Origin of the sequence: Candidatus Tisiphia endosymbiont of Temnostethus pusillus, assembly GCF_964264675.1 — a bacterium.
In the GTDB taxonomy this organism is placed as follows: domain Bacteria; phylum Pseudomonadota; class Alphaproteobacteria; order Rickettsiales; family Rickettsiaceae; genus Tisiphia.
This window is the reverse complement of sequence record NZ_OZ183472.1, coordinates 1507424-1531711: the sequence shown is the minus strand read 5'-3', so window position 1 is coordinate 1531711 and position 24288 is coordinate 1507424. Positions and strand designations below refer to the sequence as shown.

The 24288-nt window shown below is 32.6% G+C and carries 23 protein-coding genes and 2 pseudogenes; 15 read left to right on the top strand and 10 right to left on the bottom strand.

All coding sequences use genetic code 11. The annotated features are described in order from the left end of the window. The first annotated feature begins 383 nt into the window (after nt 1-383). Entirely contained in the window at nt 384-935 is a 552-nt protein-coding gene (locus tag ACFEL2_RS06965) for a helix-turn-helix domain-containing protein (RefSeq protein WP_375331876.1), read from the top strand. A gap of 51 nt (nt 936-986) precedes the next feature. On the opposite strand, the gene phaZ is transcribed toward ACFEL2_RS06965, so the two are convergent. Next, a complete protein-coding gene (phaZ, locus tag ACFEL2_RS06960; RefSeq protein WP_341751731.1) occupies nt 987-2231 on the bottom strand; it encodes a polyhydroxyalkanoate depolymerase in 1245 nt (414 codons plus the stop codon). A gap of 333 nt (nt 2232-2564) precedes the next feature. Between phaZ and der the strand changes: the two genes are divergently transcribed. Next, nucleotides 2565-3914 carry a ribosome biogenesis GTPase Der gene (gene der, locus ACFEL2_RS06955; protein ID WP_341751732.1) on the top strand — a complete coding sequence of 450 codons (1350 nt, stop codon included), beginning with the start codon at nt 2565-2567 and terminating at the stop codon, nt 3912-3914. A gap of 21 nt (nt 3915-3935) precedes the next feature. On the opposite strand, the gene ACFEL2_RS06950 is transcribed toward der, so the two are convergent. Further along, the gene (locus tag ACFEL2_RS06950) at nt 3936-4739 is read right to left on the bottom strand and encodes an RMD1 family protein (RefSeq protein ID WP_342260287.1); all 804 of its coding nucleotides are present in this window, start codon (nt 4737-4739) and stop codon (nt 3936-3938) included. Nucleotides 4740-4871: 132 nt separating this feature from the next. Between ACFEL2_RS06950 and ACFEL2_RS06945 the strand changes: the two genes are divergently transcribed. Further along, on the top strand, nt 4872-5801 hold the full coding sequence (locus ACFEL2_RS06945; protein ID WP_341751734.1) for a YgfZ/GcvT domain-containing protein: 930 nt from the start codon (nt 4872-4874) through the stop codon (nt 5799-5801). A gap of 397 nt (nt 5802-6198) precedes the next feature. Here ACFEL2_RS06945 and ACFEL2_RS06940 read toward each other — a convergent pair. Further along, a pseudogene (locus tag ACFEL2_RS06940) lies at nt 6199-7230 on the bottom strand (PDDEXK nuclease domain-containing protein); the annotation flags it as partial. A 254-nt stretch (nt 7231-7484) separates the two neighbouring features. Between ACFEL2_RS06940 and ACFEL2_RS06935 the strand changes: the two are divergent. From ACFEL2_RS06935 to ACFEL2_RS06890, 10 genes and pseudogenes are all read left to right on the top strand, one after another. Beyond that, nucleotides 7485-8102 (top strand): chloramphenicol phosphotransferase CPT family protein, encoded by a 618-nt coding sequence (locus ACFEL2_RS06935; protein WP_375331875.1) that lies wholly within the window; start codon nt 7485-7487, stop codon nt 8100-8102. Next, the gene (locus tag ACFEL2_RS06930; RefSeq protein WP_375331874.1) at nt 8099-8656 is read left to right on the top strand and encodes a histidine phosphatase family protein; all 558 of its coding nucleotides are present in this window, start codon (nt 8099-8101) and stop codon (nt 8654-8656) included. Before ACFEL2_RS06935 ends, ACFEL2_RS06930 begins: the two co-directional genes overlap by 4 nt. Before the next feature lie 28 nt (nt 8657-8684). Next, entirely contained in the window at nt 8685-9137 is a 453-nt protein-coding gene (locus ACFEL2_RS06925; protein ID WP_341751738.1) for a GNAT family N-acetyltransferase, read from the top strand. Next, the gene (locus ACFEL2_RS06920; protein ID WP_341751739.1) at nt 9134-9772 is read left to right on the top strand and encodes a hypothetical protein; all 639 of its coding nucleotides are present in this window, start codon (nt 9134-9136) and stop codon (nt 9770-9772) included. Before ACFEL2_RS06925 ends, ACFEL2_RS06920 begins: the two co-directional genes overlap by 4 nt. Nucleotides 9773-9936: 164 nt before the next feature. After that, nucleotides 9937-10488 carry a GNAT family N-acetyltransferase gene (locus ACFEL2_RS06915; protein ID WP_375331873.1) on the top strand — a complete coding sequence of 184 codons (552 nt, stop codon included), beginning with the start codon at nt 9937-9939 and terminating at the stop codon, nt 10486-10488. Nucleotides 10489-10491: 3 nt separating this feature from the next. Next, on the top strand, nt 10492-11019 hold the full coding sequence (locus ACFEL2_RS06910; RefSeq protein WP_341755914.1) for a GNAT family N-acetyltransferase: 528 nt from the start codon (nt 10492-10494) through the stop codon (nt 11017-11019). Between the two features lie 595 nt (nt 11020-11614). Continuing rightward, entirely contained in the window at nt 11615-12217 is a 603-nt protein-coding gene (locus tag ACFEL2_RS06905; protein ID WP_375331872.1) for a BON domain-containing protein, read from the top strand. 72 nt (nt 12218-12289) lie between these two features. Beyond that, nucleotides 12290-12904, top strand: a pseudogene (locus ACFEL2_RS06900) (septal ring lytic transglycosylase RlpA family protein); the annotation flags it as partial. Between the two features lie 67 nt (nt 12905-12971). Beyond that, nucleotides 12972-13952 (top strand): pyruvate dehydrogenase (acetyl-transferring) E1 component subunit alpha, encoded by a 981-nt coding sequence (gene pdhA, locus ACFEL2_RS06895; protein WP_375331871.1) that lies wholly within the window; start codon nt 12972-12974, stop codon nt 13950-13952. Between the two features lie 8 nt (nt 13953-13960). Continuing rightward, a complete protein-coding gene (locus ACFEL2_RS06890) occupies nt 13961-14941 on the top strand; it encodes a pyruvate dehydrogenase complex E1 component subunit beta (RefSeq protein ID WP_375331870.1) in 981 nt (326 codons plus the stop codon). 164 nt (nt 14942-15105) lie between these two features. Here ACFEL2_RS06890 and ACFEL2_RS06885 read toward each other — a convergent pair whose 3' ends face one another. From ACFEL2_RS06885 to grpE, 7 genes are all read right to left on the bottom strand, one after another. Beyond that, a complete protein-coding gene (locus ACFEL2_RS06885; RefSeq protein ID WP_375331869.1) occupies nt 15106-16233 on the bottom strand; it encodes a patatin-like phospholipase family protein in 1128 nt (375 codons plus the stop codon). A gap of 195 nt (nt 16234-16428) precedes the next feature. After that, nucleotides 16429-18291, bottom strand: coding sequence for a pentapeptide repeat-containing protein (locus ACFEL2_RS06880; RefSeq protein WP_375331868.1), 1863 nt, complete (start codon nt 18289-18291; stop codon nt 16429-16431). After that, complete coding sequence (locus ACFEL2_RS06875; protein ID WP_375331867.1) at nt 18281-18859, bottom strand: biotin transporter BioY; 579 nt, start codon at nt 18857-18859, stop codon at nt 18281-18283. Before ACFEL2_RS06875 ends, ACFEL2_RS06880 begins: the two co-directional genes overlap by 11 nt. Further along, entirely contained in the window at nt 18843-20258 is a 1416-nt protein-coding gene (locus ACFEL2_RS06870; RefSeq protein ID WP_341748227.1) for a sigma-54-dependent transcriptional regulator, read from the bottom strand. Before ACFEL2_RS06870 ends, ACFEL2_RS06875 begins: the two co-directional genes overlap by 17 nt. A gap of 147 nt (nt 20259-20405) precedes the next feature. Beyond that, entirely contained in the window at nt 20406-21068 is a 663-nt protein-coding gene (locus ACFEL2_RS06865; protein WP_341751747.1) for an HdaA/DnaA family protein, read from the bottom strand. A gap of 9 nt (nt 21069-21077) precedes the next feature. Beyond that, a complete protein-coding gene (locus tag ACFEL2_RS06860) occupies nt 21078-22124 on the bottom strand; it encodes an AI-2E family transporter (RefSeq protein WP_375331866.1) in 1047 nt (348 codons plus the stop codon). Between the two features lie 19 nt (nt 22125-22143). Next, nucleotides 22144-22725, bottom strand: a complete 582-nt coding sequence (gene grpE, locus ACFEL2_RS06855) for a nucleotide exchange factor GrpE (RefSeq protein ID WP_341751748.1) — start codon at nt 22723-22725, stop codon at nt 22144-22146. 92 nt (nt 22726-22817) lie between these two features. On the opposite strand from grpE, the gene rph reads away from it, so the two are divergent. Together rph and ACFEL2_RS06845 are read left to right on the top strand one after the other, a co-directional pair. Continuing rightward, nucleotides 22818-23543, top strand: coding sequence for a ribonuclease PH (gene rph / locus ACFEL2_RS06850; RefSeq protein WP_375331865.1), 726 nt, complete (start codon nt 22818-22820; stop codon nt 23541-23543). A gap of 20 nt (nt 23544-23563) precedes the next feature. After that, the gene (locus ACFEL2_RS06845) at nt 23564-24241 is read left to right on the top strand and encodes a hypothetical protein (RefSeq protein WP_375331864.1); all 678 of its coding nucleotides are present in this window, start codon (nt 23564-23566) and stop codon (nt 24239-24241) included. Nucleotides 24242-24288: the final 47 nt, after the last annotated feature.

Genomic DNA, 24288 nt, shown 5'->3' with positions numbered 1-24288 from the left:
ATACTTGAGCTTTATTTAAGGATAGAGCTGAAGTATTATATTGGCTTTTTTAGTTTGAGATTTATAGCTAACCCGATTAGCATTACTCCGTCATTGCGAGACCACGTAGTGGTCGTGGCAATCTAGAAAAATTAAATTGGATTGCTTCGTCGCTACTAAAGTAGCTTCTCGCAATGACGCCAATTTATATGGCTAAATACTAATCGGATAGCTAAACCAAAATGTGTATTTTGGTTTTAAAAAAATAGTCAGTAGTTACTGACCTCTTTTTTTTGGTCTCATCCTATTTTTGGGAGTTTATTATAGTTATTTGGGGTTGTCAAGAAAAATGTGTCAACAGTTGATATATTTTTTATTTTTACTTAATCCATGAGTTCTTAGATATGACTCTTGTTAAAGAAATACAAAAATTTTTAGGATTAAAATTTGAAATACTCAAATTGAAAAGAAGAGATTTCTCTGAGGGTAGTGGGATTCCTTATAATAATATTACTAGTATTATGAATGGATTAAGGTCTAATCCCCAAATACATACTATACTGAAAATAGCTAACTACTTTGACTGTTCTATAGATGAAATTGTTGGCAGAAGTGAATATATTCCATTATTACAAGTAAAAGGAAGATTTAAGGATTTATCACTAGATGATATTAATAATAACTTAAAAAAATTCTTAAAAGATAAAGTTGTTAAGCAAGATATAAATTTTTATATTTTAGGAAAAGAAATTGGATTTAATTATTCAATTCATAATTTTATTAACGGAAGCCGAGAACAAAAAAATTTAAATAGTCAAATTATAGTAGCCCTAGCCGATTATTTCCAAGTATCCCTAGATGAAATGGTTGGTAGAATTTCTCCTACTAAAGATACTGACAATACTAAATTTTCTGAACAAAACTTTAATAGTGATCCTGATCTGAATAATTTATAGCTAACCTGTGATTTTTAAATTACCATGTCATTTTTGGCAACAAAACCTAATTCAATTTTGACAACTATATATAAAATCCTTAATTATCGGTACAATAAACTGTTTGAATTTGCTACCACTAAATAAGCCGTAATGCCCAACTCCCTTTTGTAAATGATATTTTCTCATTGTCATAGGAATACCGGAACACAAATCTAATGCAGCTTTAGTTTGTCCAACCGCAGCTATATCGTCATTCTCGCCTTCGATACCTAGTAAAGCACAATTTGTTATATTTTTTAAATGAACTTTACGATTTTTTGAGACAAATTCATCTTTGGCAAGAGCAAAATCTTTAAATACTTCTTGTATTGTTTGGAGATAGAATTCTGATGTTATATCCATAGTGGCTAAATATTCATCATAAAATTTTATGGTATGATTAGCTTTTTCAAGGTTGCCATCTAGCAAATTTTGTAGTAAATCCAAATGCGAATTAATATGCCGAGGAATATTTAAACTGATAAAACCCATAAGTTGTAAAAACCCTAGATAGACATTTCTTCCGTAACCAGGATAGTTAAAGGGGACGGATGTAATCATCATTTGGCAAAACCATTGCATGCTTTTATGGATTGCAAACAAGTCAACATCTGTAGGATTAAGCCTTGCATCAATAGGTCCACCTATCAGAATCATTGACCGCGGCACATTTATATCATTATTTGCAGACATTATACTAATGGCAGCTAGAAGGGGGACTGTTGGTTGGCATACTGCCATAGTGTGCAGATTTGGTCCTAGAAACGTCATAAATTCAATTAAGTAGTCTATAAAATCATCTAAGTTAAATTTACCAAGTTGATTAGGTATAGTGCTTGCATCAAGCCAATCTGTAATATATACATCTGCATAGGGGAGCATTTCAGTTACAGTGTCCCTAAGTAAGGTAGCATGGTGTCCTGACATTGGAGCAATTATTAATAACTTTGGCATTTCTTGCTTAATACCAATTTTGCTAAAATGCTTTAATTGACAAAATGTTTTAGTAGCAACTGTTTTTTCTTTAACAACATAAGACGTACCATCAATAATACATTCATTAATGTTAAATTCTGGCTTCTTGTATGTTCTAGTCATCCTTTCAGCAAGTGTCAAATATGCTAACATAACGTGAGTATAGCCGCTATCTTTTACAGGATTATTACTATTTTTAAACCACTGCTCTAAAATTTCTATGTTTGCTCGCATTGGAATAAGCATAGTTTTAAAGCCTTCTAGTGCATAATAAAGATTATTAGAACTGCCATTATGCATAATATTTGTCCTTTAGAAGTCTGTTTATGCTTTAATTTTATATAATTAAGTGTTAATAATATACTCAAATACTGCAATATTCAAATGATTTACCCTAATTTGGATAAGAATTGATAAATTATTATCCCGAATTTGCGTATTTGAGTATACTGCTCGTAAATGAAGAGTTGGTAGACGAAGGTTCAACTTCAAGAAGAGCTAGGAGTGTCAAAGTCGAGCAGCGGAGCGTACATTAGTACGTGAGCAGCGGAGATCTTTAGACACAACGACGCCAATTCTTGAAGTTCACCGAGTATATTAGTGCTAATGAATTATTATGATAATATAAAGGTGATGCATAAAAAAATTGTGGCGATTATTGGTAGACCCAATGTAGGGAAGTCTACGCTCTTTAATCGTTTGGCTATCAGAAAAAAGGCTATCGTACATGATCTCCCGGGGGTAACACGTGATCGAAAATATGCTGATGCTCAAATTGGACCATTCGATTTTACGGTAATTGATACTCCTGGTTTAGAAGAAGTGGAAGGTGCGAAATTAGAATATAGAATGATGCAGCAGACTGTAGAAGCCATTCTAGAAGCAGATTTACTATGCCTTATGGTGGATGGCAAAAATGGTGTATTACCGGAAGATAAGTTTTTTGCTAATTTTATCAGAAAATATGATAAAAAATCTGTGTTGATTGTCAATAAATGTGAAGGACGGTTTGATTTTGCTAAAGAATACTACAAGCTTGGTTTTGATAATGTAGTGCCAATTTCTGCAGAACATGGTGTTGGTATGGCAGATTTACACGATGCAATAACTGAAAAATTAGGAGATGAGGAACTAGAGGAAGAATTAATCGACCCAATAAAGGCTGACTATATACAAATAGTGGTGAGTGGTAGACCAAATGCAGGAAAATCTACTTTTATTAATAGTATTATTAATAATGAAAGATTGTTAACAGGACCTGAAGCCGGTATAACAAGGGAATCTATAGAAATTGATTGGCTATATAATGATAATAAATTTAAATTAATTGATACGGCTGGTCTAAGAAAAAAGGGAGCTATTAACAAGTCCTTAGAAAAATTATCAGCTTCTGATACCATTAATAGTATTAAGTTTGCTAATACTGTTATTCTGATGGTTGATGCACAAATGAATTTGGAGCAACAAGATCTAAATATTGCTAGTTATGTTATAGAGCAAGGCAGAAGCCTGCTTATAGTAGTTAATAAGTGGGATTTAATTGAAGGGAAAAATAGAGATAAATTTAAGGAAGAATTTTTTTATAAGATGGAAACCAATCTACCACAAGTTAAGGGAGTATCGATAATATTCATATCAGCCTTAAAAAAGCAGAATATTAATATGGTATTAGATGAGGCTATAAAAGTTTATACTTTATGGAATAAAAAAATTGCTACTAGTAAACTGAATAATTGGTTAGGTTTTGCACTCGAGCAACATCCGCTGCCCTTACAAAAAGGTGGTAGACGTGTTAGAATTAAATATATGACCCAAACAAAAACTCGCCCACCAACTTTTAAATTATTCTCTAATAATCCTGAGAAAATCACGGATAGTTATACTAGATACCTTGTAAACAACTTGCGGGAAGCTTTTAATTTACCCGGTGTGCCAATAAGATTTACTTATACTAAAACTGAGAATCCATATGTAAAGTCATAGGTCTAATGTAAGTAGAGTCAATTAAATTTTATTCAGAAGATAACCAATTATTTTGAAAAAGAGTTTATCATGAATAAGGGATAGTACTACTTCTATGGTAATTAATATTATAATGATCCATTCAAGTCTAGTTGAGTGTTTATAGTTTAAGTCATTTGACAAAATGTTATAGAGTTCATGGATCATGTTCAGTCGATGGTTAAGAATATTCTGACGAATTTGAATATCTTGAAACTCTGCAGTCATTAAGTATAAAGGTTCATAACTAGGACGACGCCAAAAAAATTCAGGAGTATCTAGTATATCGCTGTGTAAATTAATGGAATATCGTTCGTTAAATAATATGCCAATTTGTTGAGATATTTCCTTTTTTGAAAGTGATACACTGCCAGTGCTGGCTAGTTCTTGTTGAATAGGCGTTGTTTTTACAATTAAATTACTTACTGATTTTTCTAGTACACTAAGCTTAACTGACTGAGCTAAAGCATGAGATATAGATAATTTTATAAAAGTTGATTTATCTGCTAGAATGATTTGGTTTTTTTCTTCATCTATAAAGGTTTTACCTGTAGTTTTATCATAATCAAAATAAATAAAGTCAGACATTATCTCGTCAGTTTGATTAGCTTGCAGAGCTACTATATCGTCTAGAATCATTTTCTCTTGGCTTTCTTCAGCTCCCCATATAGTAACACAGCCAAATGGGAAAAAGAAAACATCTATAGGGTCTAAGTTTTTTACTTGTTCTTTTTGAATATATAGTACATCATCAAAGTGTTTAGGTTCAAGACCAATCTTATTGAGATTTATTACTAAGTCATTCATCTTATATTCAGAAGTCGTACAGTAGGAAGCACATCTCATATAATAAATAATTTATAGCAAACAACTATTGCATCAGTATAATATAGTATTATAAAACTTATAAAGTCAATTAAAATATCATAGTTGGTAATTATGCATGAAATATTAACAAATAGAGCAATTATTGAAGTTGTGGGTGATGATGCGATGAATTTTTTGCATAATTTGACAACTAATGATATAAAAAATAATGATTATTGTTATAGTTATGCTCTAAATAATCAAGGAAGGTATTTATTTGATTTCTTTGTATTAAAACTATCATCAACAAGGTTTTTTATTGATATAAATGTTAATCAGTCTGATTTATTTAAAAATCACTTAGTGCACTATAAATTACGTGCTAAAATTGAAGTGAATGACTTAACTAACATCTATCAGGTTATTTACTCAAAACAACAGCTGGAATTTAATGGATACAAAGACCCTCGTTATGATCAACTCGGTTTTCGTTCCATTGTTAGTAAAGATGTACCAATAACTACAGGAACAGCAGGACTATACCTGCAAGATAAATATAATTTTGCCATAGTCGATGGCTATGATGATTTAATTGCCAACAGATCTATTCCAATCGAATATGGTGCTGAAGAACTGAATTCTATAAGTTACACTAAGGGTTGCTATATTGGACAGGAAGTTATTTCAAGAACAAAATACCAAGGAGTAGTAAGGAAAAAAATATTTAAATTATACTCTCCTTCCCCTTCGAATTGGCTTCGTAAAACTGTGGGGGATTCGCGTGCTCACGTACTAGATGTACGCTCCGCTCACTCACCCCTTGTTTTACGTTCCAATTCGAAGGGGAAGGAGAGTATATCTGCTACTACAGACAGTTTAGATATCTCAAAAGATGATGAAATTATTGCCAATAATATAAAAATTGGTACAATATGTTCGATTTATCAGAACATGGCAATAGCTTTAATTAGAGTAGACGACTATCATGTATCGCAAAACACAGTTATTACTGTAAAAAACTTAACCGTTTCTTTGGTTGTTCCACCTTGGCGTTACAGATAACTATTTTGTTATTGCGAGGAGTCACTTTTGACAGTTGTACTCCTAGAACCTAAACGGGTTAGCTATAACTTGGTCATTACTTGGTTACTTTTTTGATTATTATGGTAGAGTGTTGTCGTGTTTTGCCTAATTCAGGTAATTGTGGCTGTACTGGAGTTAAACCTAATTTCTCATAACCACCACATATTCTCACAATGTTCTCCAACTCTTCTAATGCTGTACTACTTGCATCTGCTGTTTTCTCTCGTTGATATTCTGTTGCATGGGTATCATAATGTTTTCCTACAAACTGACTTGCTAGATCAGGATATAGCTCAGCAAGTTTGTGCAATGATTTTCTTTCTTGGGCTAGTAAGTTAGGTAATGATTGTAATTTAGCAGTTGTCCGCTCAAGAGTCTCATAATCAAAATACTCGGACAATCCAACTTCCAGCTCTTCAATGGTTGGTAGGGCAGTTTTTATATTTTCTGGCAAGCTTTCAGTCAACTTATATTCAGCAAGACCAATTGGCTTAGTCATGTCCCGTAGTGCATATTCGGCTTTGATTTGTTCTCCTTTATCCTTACAAAGAATTAAGCCTATAGATGGATTATCAGTTGAATGTTTTAATTGTTCATCAACAGCTGATAAGTAGAAATTTAATTGTCCTACATCACGAGGAGAAAATTTACCTGCCTTGAGCTCAATAATTATAAAGGCTCTAAGATGCAAATGATAGAATAACAGATCAATATAATAATCTTCATTTCCTATTGATAATTTATATTGTCGTCCCACAAAGGCAAAGCCTACTCCAAGTTCAAGAAGAAATTTTTCCATATGAGAAACTAACGCTTTTTCAACTTCTCTTTCATGTGCTTCATTGCCTATGCTAAGGAAGTCAAAAATATATGGATCTTTTAGAGTATGATGGGCTAAATCTGACTGCGGAGATGGTAATTTATTTTTAAAATTTGTTATAGCTTGACTCTGACGTTTATGTAGAGCTAATTCAATTTGCATAACCATTACATTTCTTGACCAACCATATGTAATAGAGTGCTTAATATAAAAAAGACGAATCTCTTTATCTATTACCTTATCTAGTAAAGTAATATTATGATACCATGTTAATTGTGCAAGTACCTCTTGCACAAATGTAGGTTCAGGATATTCTTTAGCAAATTGTCGCATATATTTAAGGTTTCTAGTGCTAAATCCTTTCATTTCAGGAAAAGCAGATATTAAATCACGACTAAGTTTGTCAATTATTTTAGTTCCCCAGGCATGTTGCTCTTGACGAGTCAAAATCTCGCTACCAATATGGTGATATAAAATTATCAGCTCTTTATTAACAGATCGTGCTGCTTGATAGCGACTTGTAGCTACACGGACTTTTAACTGTTCTAAAAACTCTTTATATTCTGTAGTTATAATATTTTTATCCATGGTATTTCTATTAATTTATTGATTACCTAACTTAATTACTATAACTTCAGCTCTAGATAATGATAACTCTTTAAAAAAATGTGGGCAAGAGTAATGTATTGAAGAATGAAAAAAATAAGCAATCCTGCAAAAATAATGAAAATTGCTATTAGTGGAGCATAAAAATCTGTTATATATATTATATATAGTTAACCCAACAGTCTCCTAGGAGGCTGCAGTATTAGTAGCAACGAGAAAGAACAGCAAGGTATCATATGAATAAAATCATATTTCTAAATGGATGTGGCTCTGCTGGTAAAACATCTATCGCAAGAGCAATACAGTATTTAAGTAAGGATTCTTGGCTTACTTTTGGTATAGATACTTTTATTAGTATGACACCATTACCATGCTCATCTGATGATAAACCGGATGTTAGATACTTTTCCTTCGTTCCGGGGATAAATGATCGTGGACCAACCATGCGTGTTGAAACTAATCCAAAAGGTGAACAGCTCTTTGGTATCATGCCAGATTTTGCCAATCTACTTGCAAGTCGTAACAATAACCTTATCATTGATGAAGTCTTATTTGAAGATGCTTGCCTCAAATCTTATATAAAAAGCTTGAATGGCTATATTGTCTATTTTGTTGGAGTTTTTTGTGATCTTTCAGTGATGCAGGAGCGAGAAATTTTACGCTGTGATCGTGCTATAGGTTTATCTAATGACCAAATAGATAGAGTCCACGCAGGTAGCCTACGAGAATATGATTTAACAGTTGATACTACGAGCAAGTCACCTTTTGAGATTGCCAAGCAAATTCTGATTTTTGTAGAGGAGAATCCTGCTCCACAAGGTTTTATAACTATGCATGAGAGATTACAGTTATGACGCTTCCCTTAAAACCTTTTTATTTTTTACGTCATGGTGAAACAGATTGGAATCGACACCATATTTACATGGGTTCGCAGGATATTCCTCTTAATCAAACTGGAGAAAACCAAGCACGGGAAGCCTCTGATATTCTTGGAAAAAAGGGTATAAAGCATATTGTTACAAGCCCGCTTATGAGAGCATACAGGACTGCTGAGATCGTCAATGAAAAGCTAAAGGTTGATATTACAATTGTCCCGGAGTTAGCAGAATGTTGTTGGGGTGAATATGAAGGCAAATCCGTTGATGATAATATTTGGAAAAGATGGCGAGATGGCAATACTCACCAAGGAGCAGAATATGTAAATGATTTTGACAAGAGAGTTTTGTGTGCTTTAAATAGTACGCTCAGCTTTCAAGAACCCGTTTTAATTGTTGCACATGGTGGAGTTTATTATGCTATCCAAAGACTTTTAGGATGGCCAATTATACATCTTAAAAATTGTTCTGCTATTTTTCACAGTCCACCAATCGGACAAAGTCAATTATGGTCTATATGTGAACTAAGTTAACCTCAGGTTAGTTGTGAGGAGGAGATTTATGAGTAATATCAAAATTCGTTACTGTGCAATGGAGGACCTCTCTTGCATGTTGCCTCTCATGGAACAACTTGGGTATAGGTCTTCAGAGGATGAATTAAAAGCAAGATTCCAAAGATTCACAAAAAACGATGGTTATGGCGTTGCTGTAGCATGTTTAGAATCCCAAATTGTTGGGTGGGTTGCATGGTCTAAATCTCAACTTTTTATATCAGATAAAACAAGATTTCATATTGAAGGAGTTGTGGTTGATGAATGTTACCGAGGTCAAGCTATTGGAAAAAGACTGATGGATTTTGTAGAGGATGTTGCACAACAGTCTAGCCCAAGCATCGTTGATTTAACCTCTGGTCTTAGGCGTGCCAAGGATGGAAGTCATGAGTTTTATAAAAGCCTTGGTTATCAGAATAAGGGTCTGATGGCAAAACTATATTTAAGGAAAGAAATTGAATGAGTGAATCAAAATCTCTTTTAAAGCCAAATGCATGGGAGGCTTTTTACAAAGAAAAATTTTATAAACCAGCAAGAGAGTTTGTTGTTGAATTCTTTAAAAAAGTTGAATTACTAGATAATCAAAAAATACGAGGTACAGCTATTGATTTAGGGGCAGGAGTGGGACATGAAACATTTTTGTTATTAGAAAAAGGTTTCAATGTTATTGCAGTAGACAACCAAAAAATGGCTTTTGATTTTATGTTTATTAAGTATCCAGAAATTGTTAAATATAAAGATCATTTTAAAACTTTAATATCTTCTTTTGAAGAGTTAGATTCTCAAGAATTACCAAATGCAGACATCATAGTTGCTAGCTTTTCTGTACCGTTTTGTAAACCTGAATATTTTGAAAAATTTTGGAGTAATATTGTAAATAAGATTGATTCAGGTGGTTATTTTGTTGGAAACACTTTTGATCCCGAGATTGTAGCTTTTTGGGAGGAGGATAAGAAAAATATGACTTTTCATACAAAAGAGCAAACAATTGATCTTTTTAAAGAGTTTAACATTATTAGTTTTAAAGAAGTGAAGACTACACCAAAAGAGGATGGGAAAATTGATCATTATTATGAAGTTATAGCCAAGAAAAAATAATACCATTTCCGAAAACTAATCATCATATCGTCGTACTTCATGATCTCTGCTCCTCATGTACTAGTTGTCCAGTAGTGTGACGATCCAGTACTCGACACTCGTACTCCGAGTAGCAATTTAGTCTTGGGAAATGGTATAAGATAAACCTTGTTACAGGATATGTTATGAATATTCATTTTGAAAAAGCTAACTTAAGTCATAAAGACACTATTTTTAACTGGTTAAAAGAACCCCATGTTCAGGAATTTTGGGATAATAGCCAAGAACATAAAGATGATATTTTAAATTTCATCAACGGTCGTATAAAACCTTCAAGTTACGCAGATGGTCTATACACGTATTGGATTGGGTGTATCTATAACGAACCTTATTGCTTGGTCATGACACTACAAGAAAAGCAGGAATATTCTATACCACTACTCAAAAAAGCTTATCTTTCAAAGCATGGTCACACCTATAGCATGGATTATACCATTGGTAATATAGCCTATTTTGGCAAAGGATTAGGGGCAAAGACTTTAGAAGTATTTATTGATTTTATTAGAAGTAGTTATGATAGCCAAGTTGATACTTTTTTTATCGATCCAGATGTCACAAATCCAAGGGCTAGACATGTTTATGAAAAGGCAGGATTTAAATATATCGATGATTTTATTATGGAAGGAGATGGTGTATTTGCTGAACGCAAAACGCATTTTTTAGTAAAGCGATTGTAATCAATGGTACAAATTAATACCAAAATAAAGAATACAGTAAAGTTTCAGGAAAATATTTTAATCCGGCTTGCTGAAACTACTGACATCTCATCATTTGTCGCTCTGTCATATAAAAAGCGTCGTGCTTATGAAAAAGTTCAGCCACAGTTTTGGAAATATGCCGGTCCTGAAGCTGAGAAATCTCAAAAGCAATGGTTCGAAGAGTTATTGAGGTTAGACGATCACATTATGCTAGCTGCAGTTTACAAAGAAAAAATATTAGGTTTCATCATCGGTAGATTAATGTCAGCACCAAAAGTCTATAACCCGGGTGGACTAACGCTTATGATCGATGATTTTTGTGTGGAAAGTAAACACGATTGGAATTCTATTGGTCAGAAATTGATTAAGGAAATCAAGAAACTCGCAAAAACTAAAAATGCTACTCAGTTTCTTGTCGTTTGTGGTGCATATGACGAACCCAAACGTAATTTCCTTAAAAGCATGGGCTTAACTGTAGCTTCTGAATGGTATGTGGGAAGAATTATGTGATTACAGGAATGAATCATGTTACTTTAGCTGTAGTTTGATCAGTCTTGTGAGTTTTTTCGTAATACTCTGCTGCTTTAAATAATTATTTTTTTAATATCATGGATTCACGTATTAAATGGTAATACTTGCGTTCGCCCGCCTCTTGTTTGTTGTTTCCATTCTTCAAATCATTATGGGTATACTCCCCAAATCTAACTTAAAACAATGGAAATCAGTTGTGTTTATTATGAATTGTATTATAATAAACTATTTAGAGGCTTTATTTTAACCTGGGGTTATCTTAAGGCACGAATATTACTGACTTTAAATTAACCTACTCCAATTCGGGATAAGAATTAACTAATAGACTTGCTGCATAAATTAAAGATAGTTGAGGGATTTTTAGGAGAAACGAAGCCGAGTACCGCAGCGTACAAAGACGTACGTGAGGAGCGGAGGCGAGTTTCGACGACAAAATCACCAACTAGATTGACTTATGCAGTAAGTCTAATTCTTATCCCGAATTCGTGTGACTACGTGGGAATGACATCCTAGGTCATTAAACCGATGTCTTACATCGATATTTGAGGTTAAATTAGTAGATTTAAGGATGGTTATGTATAGAATTAACTTTATTATTATAATCTTATCTTTCATGCTTACAGGTTGTCTGCCAGCTGTTTTTACTGCAGCAACTACCTCTACTCTTGCAGTTGCAAAAGATCAATCAATTGCGGAGACAATTGATGACGTAAAAATAGCTACAAAAATCAAAGCTTCTTTTATAAAAAATAATTTCAGGGAATTATATACTAAGATTAAGGTTGAGGTAAATCAGGGTAGAGTACTACTGACTGGAATCATAGACAAAAAAGAAGATGCATTAAAAGCTGTAGAAATTGTGTGGGGTGAACAAGGAGTTCGTGAAGTTATTAACGAACTAATAATAGATAAAAAAAGTGATCATTTTGACTTAGTGCAATATACTAAAGATGCTATGATTACTAGCCAGATCAAGGCTAGAACTTTTGTTAACCGAGATATAAAATGGGTAAATTATACCATTGTTACAGTGAATGATATAGTCTATATATTTGGTGTAGCAAGATCTGAGGAAGAATTAGAAAAAGTTACTTCTATTGCTTCCCAAATTAATGGTGTGGCAAGGGTTGTCTGTCATGTTAAAATAAAAGAAACTGAAGAAAATGATAATAAATAATCTCAATTCGATATAACTTGTTATATTAAATTCAGGTTAAATATGATATAAATGAAAGTGAAACTTAGATATATTCTTTTGTTGCTAGTTTATTGTATAGGGCTTAGCTCTTGTTCTACTAAGCCTAGTCTATATCGTAAATTATCGCAGGAAGATCCTAAAAATGTTCATTATAAGGGGCATTATAAGATAGGTAAAAAATATACTATCAAAGGTAAGACTTATAAACCTAAGGAAGATATTAATTGCAACCAAGTAGGTGTAGCGTCTTGGTATGGTTCTAAGCATAAATTTCATGGAAAAAAAACAGCAAATGGTGATACATATAATAAACATATGCTAAGTGCAGCCCATCCTAGTTTGCCATTACCTAGTTTGGTTAAAGTGACTAACTTAAGTAATAATAAATCTCTTATTCTTATGGTTAATGATCGCGGTCCTTTTAAAAAGAACCGTATTATAGATGTTTCGGAAAAATCTGCTGAAATTTTAGGATTTAAAAAACAAGGTACAGCAAAGGTTAGAGTACAATATATGCATAAGGAGACTAAAGAATTTTTGAATAATATTGCTTTAAAGCCTAAGGAAAATTGTATTGCAAAAAAGAAAGTAGCCAATCCTAAATGTAGCGTTAATTGTCATATTAAATTAGTAAATCTAAAACATAAATTGGCAGTTAACCCTTGATGATTTTTGTATTATAGTGTATTCCCAAATTGGAAAACCAATTCTTCAAGCTTTTATAGGAGTATACATGATTGTTTTTGGGAAATATAAATTAAATAGTCCTCAGTATCTTGAATCTTATAGGAAGATGTTGTTGCTTAGAAGATTCGAAGAAAAATGTGGGCAGTTTTATGGTATGGGTCTAATAGGTGGGTTTTGTCACTTATATATTGGACAAGAAGCGATAATTACTGGTGTGGATTTAGTAAAACAGCTTGGTGATAGTACTATTACCAGTTACAGGGATCATGCTCATATTATTTCAGCAGGGACTGAAGCAAAATACGTATTAGCAGAACTGATGGGTAAAGAGACTGGTTGCTCGAAAGGTAAGGGTGGTTCAATGCATCTGTTTGACGTAGAAAACAAATTTTACGGTGGACATGGTATTGTAGGGGCTCAAGTACCTATAGGTACAGGTCTAGCTTTTGCTGAGAAATATCGAAATACTAATAATATATGTTTTACTTTCTTGGGAGATGGGGCAGTTAATCAAGGTCAAGTATATGAAGCTTTTAATTTAGCGGCGTTATGGCACTTACCTGTAGTTTATATTATTGAAAATAATCAATATTCAATGGGTACTTCAGTAGCTCGTTCTACCTTTATGACTGACCTTTACAGAAAAGGGGAGTCATGTGGTATTACGGGATTTAAACTAAATGGTATGTCGTTAGAGTCAGTTTATGATTATGTTCGGCAGGCTGCGGAGTTTGTTAGAAATGATGGTGGACCAATAATATTAGAAATGGATGCTTATCGTTACAGAGGACATTCAATGTCTGATCCAGGTAAATACCGTAGTAAGGAAGAAGTGGAAAACTATAAAGAACAGGACCCATTATCACAAGTGAAAAATATAATTCTGGCTAATAAATATGCTAGTGAAGAGCAGTTAAAAGAAATTGAGAAAGAGGTTAAAGAGGTCATTGCAGAAGCAGTTGAGTTCTCAGAAAGATCGGCATTACCGGATGAAGAAGAGCTATATACGAATATTTACGTTGAATGAGTAGAAACATGTTACAAACGACAGTACGGGAAGCCTTACGTGCAGCAATGCAAGAAGAAATGTTAAGAGATAATAGTATCTTTATTATGGGAGAAGAAGTTGCTCAGTACCAAGGAGCGTATAAGATAACCCAAGGGTTATTAGAGCAGTTTGGTTCAAAAAGGGTAATTGATACGCCAATAACAGAACATGGTTTTACTGGTATGGCTATCGGAGCGGCATTTGCTGGGCTTCGTCCCATTGTTGAATTCATGACATTTAATTTTGCTATGCAAGCAATGGATCAAATAGTTAACTCTGCAGCTAAAACTCATTATATGTCTGGTGGAACTATTAAATGTCCAATAGTATTTCGTGGACCAAATGGGGCAGCAAGTCGAGTTGCTGCCCAACATAGTCACAATTATACAGCTTGTTATAGTCATATTCCGGGGCTTAAGGTAGTAGCTCCCTATAGTGCAGAAGATCACAAAGGGCTTCTAATGACTGCTATTCGTGACGATAACCCGGTTGTTTTTCTAGAAAATGAAATTCTCTATGGTCATAGTTTTGAAGTCCCAGAAATAATAGAACCAATTCCATTTGGTCAGGCTAAGAAACTTATTGAAGGTGATGATGTTACCATAGTAGCATTTTCCTTACAAGTTAAGTTGGCTTTAGATGCAGCAAATAGCTTGTATGATAGTGGTATTAACTGTGAGGTAATCGACCTAAGAACTATCAAGCCCTTAGATATAGAAACTATATTAGAGTCGGTTAAAAAAACTAATCGGTTGGTTGTTATAGAGGAAGGCTGGTTTTTTGCAGGTGTTGGTGCAACTATAGCTAGTATGGTAATGAACCAAGCATTTGATTATCTAGATGCTCCTATAGAGATTATCTCGGGTAAGGATGTTCCTCTACCATATGCTATTAATCTAGAGAAATTAGCACTGCCAACTATAGAAGATGTTATTAGTGCTGTGAAGAAAGTGTGTTATACTAGCTAGACTTCAAGAATTAAGGTCGTCAGTTTAACCATTACCGATATCATTCCCGCGTGGGGATCACTAGTATGTTATTCCCTCGTAGGCGGAAATCCATAATATCTAACAACCTTTGCAGGTTATTTTTTAGATTTCCGCTTTGCGCTGGAATGACATCTTTTTGCCATTTAATAGTTTGGGGATGTATTTAGTAATATACTAATAATTTGGTCGATAAGATCAGAGTTAGTACTAATATAATCTTCAGTTAACTTTAATAACTCAAGCAGATTGGCTTGAGAAGCATTATCCATAGCACTTGTCTTTTTATCAAGCTCAAATTGTAGGCGGCAGGAATTACCATAAATTTCCCCTAATTCAGAATTATACAAACCTTGAGCTTGCATCATTCCGCTAATCAAATTAGCTTTTAGTATCCAACCAATAACCCCTGATTTACATAAATCTTTCGACTCTATGCCTAGTTTTGTCAATCCTGTACCAAGTGATATGAGTACGATATCTTTTTGAGTTAGTGTATCATCTAGTTCATAAGCTAAATTAGCAGCTGTCAACTCAGGATTACTGGCAAACATACCCCCATCTACTTGATAACTGCTGTTATTATACGCATTAGTTAGAAGCTTTGGTGCAAAGAATATAGGGGCAGCACTGCTAGCTGCTGCAATATTACTTATCAAAAAATCATTATTAGGGTCTTTAAGTGCCTGCTTTCTAGTCCACACCTGTGGTAAATTAGTATCCAAATTATAGGAAGTAACAGCCGTAGGGCTTATTAGTTGGCTCATCCTAGTATTACCAAAAAGCCCTATTAATATCTTGTCATATTGACTCCGATCGTATTTTGGTCCCCAAAGACCAAAACCAGTATATATTTTTCTAAACATGGAAGCGTAAAAAATATCTTTAGACTTTTGCATATATAGATCTAAAATGTCAGAAGCTTTATATTTTGGCTGTCCTGATTCATTAGGTGTAGCGAGAGCTAATACCACAAGTCCACCTGTAGAAGTACCTACCATAAGGTCGAATAATTCACAGGCAGGTTTACCACTTCGATTTTCAAACTCTGCAACAATACGTGCTGGTATAATACCCTTAACCCCACCGCCATCTATTGATAGTATTCTAACAGCTTTCTTTTTATTTTTAAGAATAGATATATTTTTTGTTACTAAAGGACATGAGTTGGCAGAAATTACAGGAGAGTCCTTTTTGCTATATTGCACCTGTTTTCTAGGAGTACAAGCAGTAAATACTACTAATATAAGTAAGAATATCATGACATTTTTCATAATAACCTAAGAATATTTAATTAATTTATAAAAGTTAAGACTTAATTTTGTATACACTATAAAATACATATACTCAAGTGATTTGAGGAATTAGATTTGAAAATGAATGGTGAGCATGCGAATCCATGATATTTTTAAAAAACAATTCGTAGGAGCAGAAAAGTATATTTCGTTATCAAGAGAATTCAGGTTATATTATTCTATATTTTTACTGCCCTGACCATCAAGGCCTTTAGTTCCATCCAGCTTTGCATTAACTAAAGATATTTTACTAACAAAGGCTTTAATGAAATTAACATTTGTTAAATCAGTATCATTAAAATTTGTATTATAAAGTTTGGCAGATTCTAATTTGCTACCGATAAGCGATGATTTACTAAAATCTGTGTTATTTAGATTTGCCATAGTTAAGTCAGTATTTTGTAATATACAACTCTGAAGCTTAGAATTAGATAAATCTACCCTTTTAAGAATAGAGCCTGAAAAAATAGTTTGATTAAATACAAGATCTAGTAAATTTAAATCTTGTAAATTCATATTTGATAAGTCTTTTACCTGCTCTAAATCTTTTACAGAATATATAATATTTGTTGATTTAAGCTTATCAAAGTCTTGACTATTTAATACAATATTTCTGTTAAAATCTGAATTAACAAAATTACCATCTTTATAGCTCACATTATTTAGTTGAGAATTTATAATTGATGAATTATCAAAGGTTACTTCTGACAACTCTGAATTTATGATAGCCATTTGATAAAAATTACTATCAACAAATTTGGTACTATTTAAAACAGTATTCTGCATAAGCACTTTAGTAAAATTCACCTTATTAAATTGAGTACTAGAGAAATTAGAGTTTATTAACTCACTATTAGTCAAATCAGAATTAATAATAGTTGCTTGTTTGACATAGCTATTATTCAGTAATATACCAGTAAGATTACTATTCTCAATATCGCTATTAACAATGTTAATTTTATTTAACTTAAGCAAAATGCTACTGCAATTCTTTATTGATAGATCCTTTATGCTAGTGTTATTAAAGTGAGTATTATCCATAATACTCTTTTGAATTTGCACTTGCTGCAGTTGTGCATTATTAAAATTGGTATTTTCAAAATTACAACTTTCAATAATTGCATTGGTAAAATTCACAGACTGAAAAGAAGAAAAAGAGAATAACGAGTTAGTAAGCTTTATATTTTTTAATTGAGCCTGATTAATAATACCATGAGTAAAATCTGAATTATTAATAATCGCTCCAGTAAAATCTACCCCTGTTAGATCTACAGATTCACAATAACAATTAGTGATACTAGCGTAATTAGCTAATATTTGCCGCAAATCTGTACCATAAAAAATAGAGTTTGATATAACTGCATTTTTGAAACTACTTTTTCCTAAATTGCTTTTCTGAAAATTAGATTTACTTATAATACTATCATCAAATACAACTTTAATAAGATTGGCATTTTCAAAATTAACATTTTCTAAATTAGCTTTGATAAAATCAGTGTCCTCAAAATTTGATTGAATAAAATTACTATTTTCCAAATTGGCATTTTCAAATATAGATGCTTGAAAATCTGAGCCATAAGCTGATATATTTTTTAATCTAGTATTAGAGAGATCACTTTCTTGAATTACAGATTTTGTTAGAACTGCATTCTCAAAATTTGCTCCTGAGAAATCCACACGTGATATTTCACAGAAACTTAAATCAACACTAGAAAGGTCTTCATCTGTCAGTTTAACACCTAATAATTTTAATCCCCTTAAATTTGAACCAAATTTACTTTTAATATTTACTCGTACCTTATTTTTATTCTGCTCTATTATATAATTCCTAATAACAAGACTTTGACTATTAGATAATAAACCATCTGCATCTCTCGGAGAATCCGAACATCCGGTAAGGAATAAAAGTAAAGCTAGAATAAAGAATTTTAGTTTAAAATACTCGCCAACAAAAGAGATGTTACTCTTGCTTCCTTTAACGTCATTTCCGCCGTAGCTCGAATGACACCGAGGCTGCTTAAAGATATTACAGAGCATTCTTTCTGTTTACACCTGTTATATAATGATATAAAGAAGAAAATATTAAGACCTTCACTAAACCAGATGGTATAAATACTATAAACCCACTATAAATAGCTTGTTTAATTCCTATAATTGTTGCCAACCAGCTAACTCCCAAAAAGTAAATTATAACGTGACCAATAAGACAGCTAAAAAACCCTGCTAAAAATCTCTTAGTAAATTTTTCAGATAACCTACTTTTAAGTATACTCATCACAGGGGTTGCAATTAAATATCCTATCAGGTAACCACCTGTTGTACCAAGAAGAAAATATAAACCACTGGATAATTTTGTAAACATTGGCAGCCCTACTATTCCGGCTGTAAGATAAGTTAAAATCGTAGCAAAACTAAGTCGAGGGCTATAAGTAAAAGCAATAATACTAACCACCACAGTTTGCATAGATACTGGTACTGGCTGGGTAGGAATAATAATCTGAGCTCCAGCAAAGAGAGCTATTACCCCCATCATCACTTTAATAACAACTACAGCATGCTTATTAGCTATAAAATTTGCTAGAGTTTTCTTATTCGTAACTGTCATAAATTTCCTCTTCGTTAAATTTATTATTAGGAATATGTAAATTGAGCAATTTCAATTTACGATGTAAAGCCGAACGTTCCATACCTACAAAGGATGAGGTCTTAGAAATATTATTATTAAACCTATACATTTGAGCAGCTAAATATTGCCTTTCAAAAATCTCTCTTGCCTCTCGAAGTGGCATGGTCATCATATCAACATTATCTTCCTGCTTTGCAGAACTAGCACTATTAACTAGAATTTCTGGTGGTATCATAGATGGTTTTATTACTTCATTATTATTTGAAGATAGTGGATTCATAATTAAAGTCCATTCTATCACATTGCGTAATTGCCTTATATTACTTGGCCAATTATAAACTTGCAGAGCTGCAATAGTTTCATCAGAAAATTCACGTGCTTTTAAACCAGAAAACTTAGCAAGTTGTTTAACAAAATATTTGACTAATACAGACATGTCATCTTTTCTATCATATAAAGATGGTACTTTTAAGGAAATAACATTTAGGCGATGATATAAATCTTCCAATAGTTCACCTTTACTTATTTCTTCTTGTATAACCTTAGAAGTTGCAGCAATAATCCTTATATCTAATTTTATTGCTTTGCTTCCCCCCTTATGAAACATTTGATCTTGCACAAATTTAAGCAATTTTACTTGTACCGAAACTGGCAAACCACTAATTTCATCTATGTATAAAGTACCATTATTTACTATTTCTAATATCGAAGGACGTATAACGCCTTGGTTCTCTATTCCTTCAAATAATTCTTGATGGACTCGGTCAGGATTCATGCATACTGGACTAAAGATTACGAAAGGAGCATTGGCCCTTTTTGATTTTTTATGAATTAACCGAGCAGCTAGTTCTTTACCACTACCAATTTTACCTTGAATCAATACTCTACTAGTAGCTAAAGCAGCTTTTTCAATATCAGACTTAAGCTTAGCTGTAATGTGAGAGTTACCTATAAGCTCAGTTTTATCAATAACCTTTGATTTCAGATCAAGATTTTCACGCTTTAACTTAGCTGCTTCACAGGCTCTTTTTAATAAAATCACTAACTTATCATGACTAAATGGCTTTTCTAGATAGTCATATGCCCCCATTTTGATAGCATTTACTGCAGTTTCAATAGTACCATGTCCACTAATAACTATCACAGGCATTAGTGGATAGCGTTTTTTTACTATTTCCAAAATCCCAAGTCCATCAAGTTCACTACCCTGGAGCCAAATATCTAGAATAATTGCCGAGGGGGTTCTTTCCTGGAGTATTTTAAAAGTTTGAATACTATTAGCAGCGGTCTTGGTAGTAAATCCTTCCTCTTTTAAAATATCTGAGACTAAATCTCTAATATCTGCTTCATCATCAACAACAAGAACATCTATAGACATTGATTTTTCCTAAAACTAATTATTGAAATTATACGTTAATAGCTTACATAAAAGAAATCAACTAATTTTTATAACATTTTTACCACATAATCAAAATTATACATATTAAGCCCACACCAAGGCATGCGAATTCGTGATAAGACTATACTATTTAAGAACTTGTTTTATAAGAGGAACAGTAATAGCTCGTTTATGAACTAATGCAAAATGCGTTATTATCCCTAATAATTTTATCATTTGATCAAATTGCCTCGGCAAATTAATTAATAAATATTCAATTACACAGTCAGATACTTTAAGCGATTGATCGGAAAAATACTTAAAGATTAACTTGGTCATTAACTCATCATCAGGCTGGTTTATTTCTAATCTTACAACAGCATTAATTCTTGAGGATAAATCCTGTAACGCAAAATTACTAGCTAAACTTCCTGTAGTCATCAACAAATATTTACGACACTCACTTATTAAATTAAAACAATGGAGAACTTTTCTTTCATCCCAAAATTCTATATCTTCCATAATAAAAGCATTATACTGCATTATATCTTCTGCACTAAGTATATCTAAATCTTTTTTTATAAAAAATGCATTCGACAAATTTTGCCATATTTTACTAAGATAGGTCTTACCAGAGGATGGTGGTCCGTAAATCAAAACTGTAAACTCATACGGTTTACTTCCCCAAGATACAGACCAGTTTTTGATTGAATTGTATGCAACTTGATTAGAAAGTGAATTAATAAAATTATCTAGAGCATATAGATTATTACTAAATAATGGTAATATATATTGCTGGGAGTTTGGCATAATTAATGTTTAAGTCTTATAAAACTTACTGGATTTATAAAAGTCGATAGCGGCTAAAAACAAAACTTTTATTATACTAGCAATTGGCACAGCAAAAAATATACCAATAAAGCCAAATAGGTTACCCAGTGCTAGAACCGCAAATATTATCCAAAGAGGATGTAATCCTATCTTATCACCTATGATTTTTGGTGATAAAATATACCCCTCAACTATTAGACCAATCAAATAGATAATTATTATATAAAATAATTTATTGACCATACCAAAAGTAAAATAACTAACAATCATGGTAAGAGAAAAGGATATAAAAACTCCAACGAATGGTATAATTATTGAGAAACCAGATAATATCCCTAATAATACACCTAGATCTACGCCAAGAATCGATAAAGAGATTCCATAGTAAACTGATAATAACAAACAAACATTTAGTTGTCCTCTTATATAAGCAGATAAGGAACAATTAATTGCTGATAATATTTCTTGAATTTTCTTTTTACCTTTTAAAGGTAGCAAGAGGTCTATATTCTTTGCCATTGTTAGCCAATCCCGTAAAAAATAAAACAATATAAGCGGTATTAATAAAATTAACATAAATAAATTGATTGTTATCTTTGTCACATGCCAAATATTATTAGCAAGACCTGTGATAAGCAAAAATATGCCATTAACAAAATTACTAATAGAATCTTTTATCTTATCGGCAATATTTGGATCTATTGAATAAACTTTTGCCGTAATAACCGGTATTAATTCAGTTTGTAAGTAATCTTTATAAGCAGGAATCTTACTAATAAGTAGAGTTGTTTGTTGATATATAATAGGCAACACTACCACAACCACTATAGTAAAAATACTGAAAAACAGCAAAGAAATTACCGAAACTATTATAGTTCTAGATAGTTTATATCGTAATGAGAGATTATCAATTATAGGATGTAATATATATGATATTATCCCAGCTATAAGAAATGGCATCAATATATCAGAGATCAAAGTCAAAGTTACTATAACAGTCCCAATAACAATAACCCAAAAAATAACTTTATCCAAGATTATGCCTTTTCTTTATTCATGTTTTTTTCGATACTTGCACTATAGCAGGTCTAACTAACCTATCTTTTATCTTGTAGCCTGATTGCATAATACCTATAATACTATCTTGATCATATTCATCTGATACTACTTGTGAAATTGCGTGATGTATATTGTAATCAAACTTTTCCCCTAATAATGGCTCTATTGATTCTAAACCGTGCTTTTTTAGTATGCTAGTCAATTCACTTTTAGTCATTTCTACCCCGGTAATAATACTAGCTAGATCACCTTCCGTATTTTGTGGCTTATGCTCCAAGGCTCTAGAGAGATTATCATTAACACTTAGCAGATCTTTAGCAAAAGAGAAAATGGCATAGTCTTTTGCATCTTCAATTAATTTTTCTAAACGTTTCCTAGTATTGTCAGATTCAGCTATTGTCCTTAACAGTTTATCCTGTAAAATTTCAATTTGACTTTTCAAGCTAGCAATCTCTTGCAAACTATCTTGCAAAATCAGGGTATCTGTAGGATTTTCCTCTATTTCATTTACTAGCTGAGCATCATTGTCAACTTTAATTTCTTGGTTACCATTATTCTTCTCATGTTGTTTTTCCATATTTACAGCCTTTTTTCTTGCAAAAATCTATTTTCTTAACATATAGTGTAAATCTTTGTATTTTCAAGTCAATTTTAATTAAGTAATAATCCATGAGAGCTTTTAATAGAAAGAATAATCAATTACGCAATATTTCAATTGAACCTTCAGTTCTGCTTAACGCTGATGGTTCGTGTCTTGTTAAGTTCGGCAATACCCATGTAATATGTAGTGCAACATATGAAACAAATGTTCCGCCATTCCTACGAGGGCAAAATCAAGGTTGGATAACTGCTGAGTATGGTATGTTACCTCGCTCAACCCACCAACGTATGAAGCGTGAATCAACGCAAGGAAAACAGTCTGGTAGGACACAAGAGATTCAAAGACTAATTGGCAGATCGATGCGTACGGCAATTGATCTAAAAGCCTTGGGAGAAAAGCAAATTATCATTGATTGTGATGTAATTAATGCCGATGGTGGAACTAGGACAGCAGCAATTACTGGTAGCTATATTGCACTTCATTTAGCGATTAGATCATTAATTGCTAGAAAAATACTTAAAACTAATCCTTTAATTAGCCAAGTAGCCGCTATTTCATGCGGTATATATAAAGGACAGCCCATAGTTGATCTTGATTATTTAGAGGATAGCAACGCGGAAGTAGATGCCAATTTTGTTTTCTCAGGCAATGGAAATATAATAGAAATTCAAAGCACAGCAGAAAAAACCCCCTTTTCCGAAGAGCAATTTTATGATATGCTAAAATTGGCGAGGTTTGCTTCCTCTGATCTATTCAAGCTACAAAACCAAATATTATTAAATAGCACAATTTAATATTTTTACATGGAATATTTATGACTATAAAAGAATTTTTTACTAAATATTCGGAATTAAATGTTGAAGATTTAAAAAATCTTTTAGTTGATCGTGTTAAGGGTCTTAACATAAATCCAGCAGACAGTAAAGAAAAACTTATACATAATATAATCAAAACACCTGAAAAATCTACAGATCCAAAGGGTAGCCTTGAAAAAGCTGGTGTAATAATAGATATAATGGAAAAAGTTGTATTGCAGCATGCGGGTGATTTTCTAAAAGGAGCTCATGTAATGGTTGAGGACAATGGAGATATGTATGATACCTTAAAAGATTTAGGATTAGTTAAAGAACGAATCTCTTCACATCATAGAGGTAATAAAGCTGAGCCAGATGCATCAGTGCAAGCTGGAGAAATATTTAGGGAATTTTTAGTTGGAAAAACGAAAGACGGGAAAACATGGTTTCAGCTAGAAGCTCATTCTATAGGAGGGCTTAGCAATTTTATAAAACATATGATAGATTATGTGACTTATGTATTAACCGGCAAGAATGTTGGGCAATATGGCCTTTCAGAACACGTGGACAGCAAACCTATTACACTTAAGACTAAAGAAGTTAAGGAAAGAACACAAAAGAAAACTCCTACTACAACTGCCAAATTTGTACAAAGAATAGGAGATGAAAAGAGAAAAACACAACATATTGAACGTTAATATCATCGTTCGTAGTTAATACTTACTACATATTAACTATTGGCTGT

Coding starts and splice junctions, on each gene's coding strand:
- pdhA (WP_375331871.1), top strand. CDS start 12,972: ATGATTGTTTTTGGGAAATATAAATTAAATAGTCCTCAGTATCTTGAA.
- ACFEL2_RS06880 (WP_375331868.1), bottom strand. CDS start 18,291: ATGCTCTGTAATATCTTTAAGCAGCCTCGGTGTCATTCGAGCTACGGC.
- ACFEL2_RS06915 (WP_375331873.1), top strand. CDS start 9,937: ATGAATATTCATTTTGAAAAAGCTAACTTAAGTCATAAAGACACTATT.
- ACFEL2_RS06875 (WP_375331867.1), bottom strand. CDS start 18,859: ATGACAGTTACGAATAAGAAAACTCTAGCAAATTTTATAGCTAATAAG.
- ACFEL2_RS06965 (WP_375331876.1), top strand. CDS start 384: ATGACTCTTGTTAAAGAAATACAAAAATTTTTAGGATTAAAATTTGAA.
- grpE (WP_341751748.1), bottom strand. CDS start 22,725: ATGGAAAAACAACATGAGAAGAATAATGGTAACCAAGAAATTAAAGTT.
- ACFEL2_RS06935 (WP_375331875.1), top strand. CDS start 7,485: ATGAATAAAATCATATTTCTAAATGGATGTGGCTCTGCTGGTAAAACA.
- ACFEL2_RS06870 (WP_341748227.1), bottom strand. CDS start 20,258: ATGTCTATAGATGTTCTTGTTGTTGATGATGAAGCAGATATTAGAGAT.
- ACFEL2_RS06930 (WP_375331874.1), top strand. CDS start 8,099: ATGACGCTTCCCTTAAAACCTTTTTATTTTTTACGTCATGGTGAAACA.
- ACFEL2_RS06910 (WP_341755914.1), top strand. CDS start 10,492: ATGGTACAAATTAATACCAAAATAAAGAATACAGTAAAGTTTCAGGAA.
- ACFEL2_RS06885 (WP_375331869.1), bottom strand. CDS start 16,233: ATGAAAAATGTCATGATATTCTTACTTATATTAGTAGTATTTACTGCT.
- der (WP_341751732.1), top strand. CDS start 2,565: ATGCATAAAAAAATTGTGGCGATTATTGGTAGACCCAATGTAGGGAAG.
- ACFEL2_RS06950 (WP_342260287.1), bottom strand. CDS start 4,739: ATGAATGACTTAGTAATAAATCTCAATAAGATTGGTCTTGAACCTAAA.
- ACFEL2_RS06925 (WP_341751738.1), top strand. CDS start 8,685: ATGAGTAATATCAAAATTCGTTACTGTGCAATGGAGGACCTCTCTTGC.
- phaZ (WP_341751731.1), bottom strand. CDS start 2,231: ATGCATAATGGCAGTTCTAATAATCTTTATTATGCACTAGAAGGCTTT.
- ACFEL2_RS06905 (WP_375331872.1), top strand. CDS start 11,615: ATGTATAGAATTAACTTTATTATTATAATCTTATCTTTCATGCTTACA.
- ACFEL2_RS06945 (WP_341751734.1), top strand. CDS start 4,872: ATGCATGAAATATTAACAAATAGAGCAATTATTGAAGTTGTGGGTGAT.
- ACFEL2_RS06890 (WP_375331870.1), top strand. CDS start 13,961: ATGTTACAAACGACAGTACGGGAAGCCTTACGTGCAGCAATGCAAGAA.
- ACFEL2_RS06845 (WP_375331864.1), top strand. CDS start 23,564: ATGACTATAAAAGAATTTTTTACTAAATATTCGGAATTAAATGTTGAA.
- ACFEL2_RS06865 (WP_341751747.1), bottom strand. CDS start 21,068: ATGCCAAACTCCCAGCAATATATATTACCATTATTTAGTAATAATCTA.
- rph (WP_375331865.1), top strand. CDS start 22,818: ATGAGAGCTTTTAATAGAAAGAATAATCAATTACGCAATATTTCAATT.
- ACFEL2_RS06920 (WP_341751739.1), top strand. CDS start 9,134: ATGAGTGAATCAAAATCTCTTTTAAAGCCAAATGCATGGGAGGCTTTT.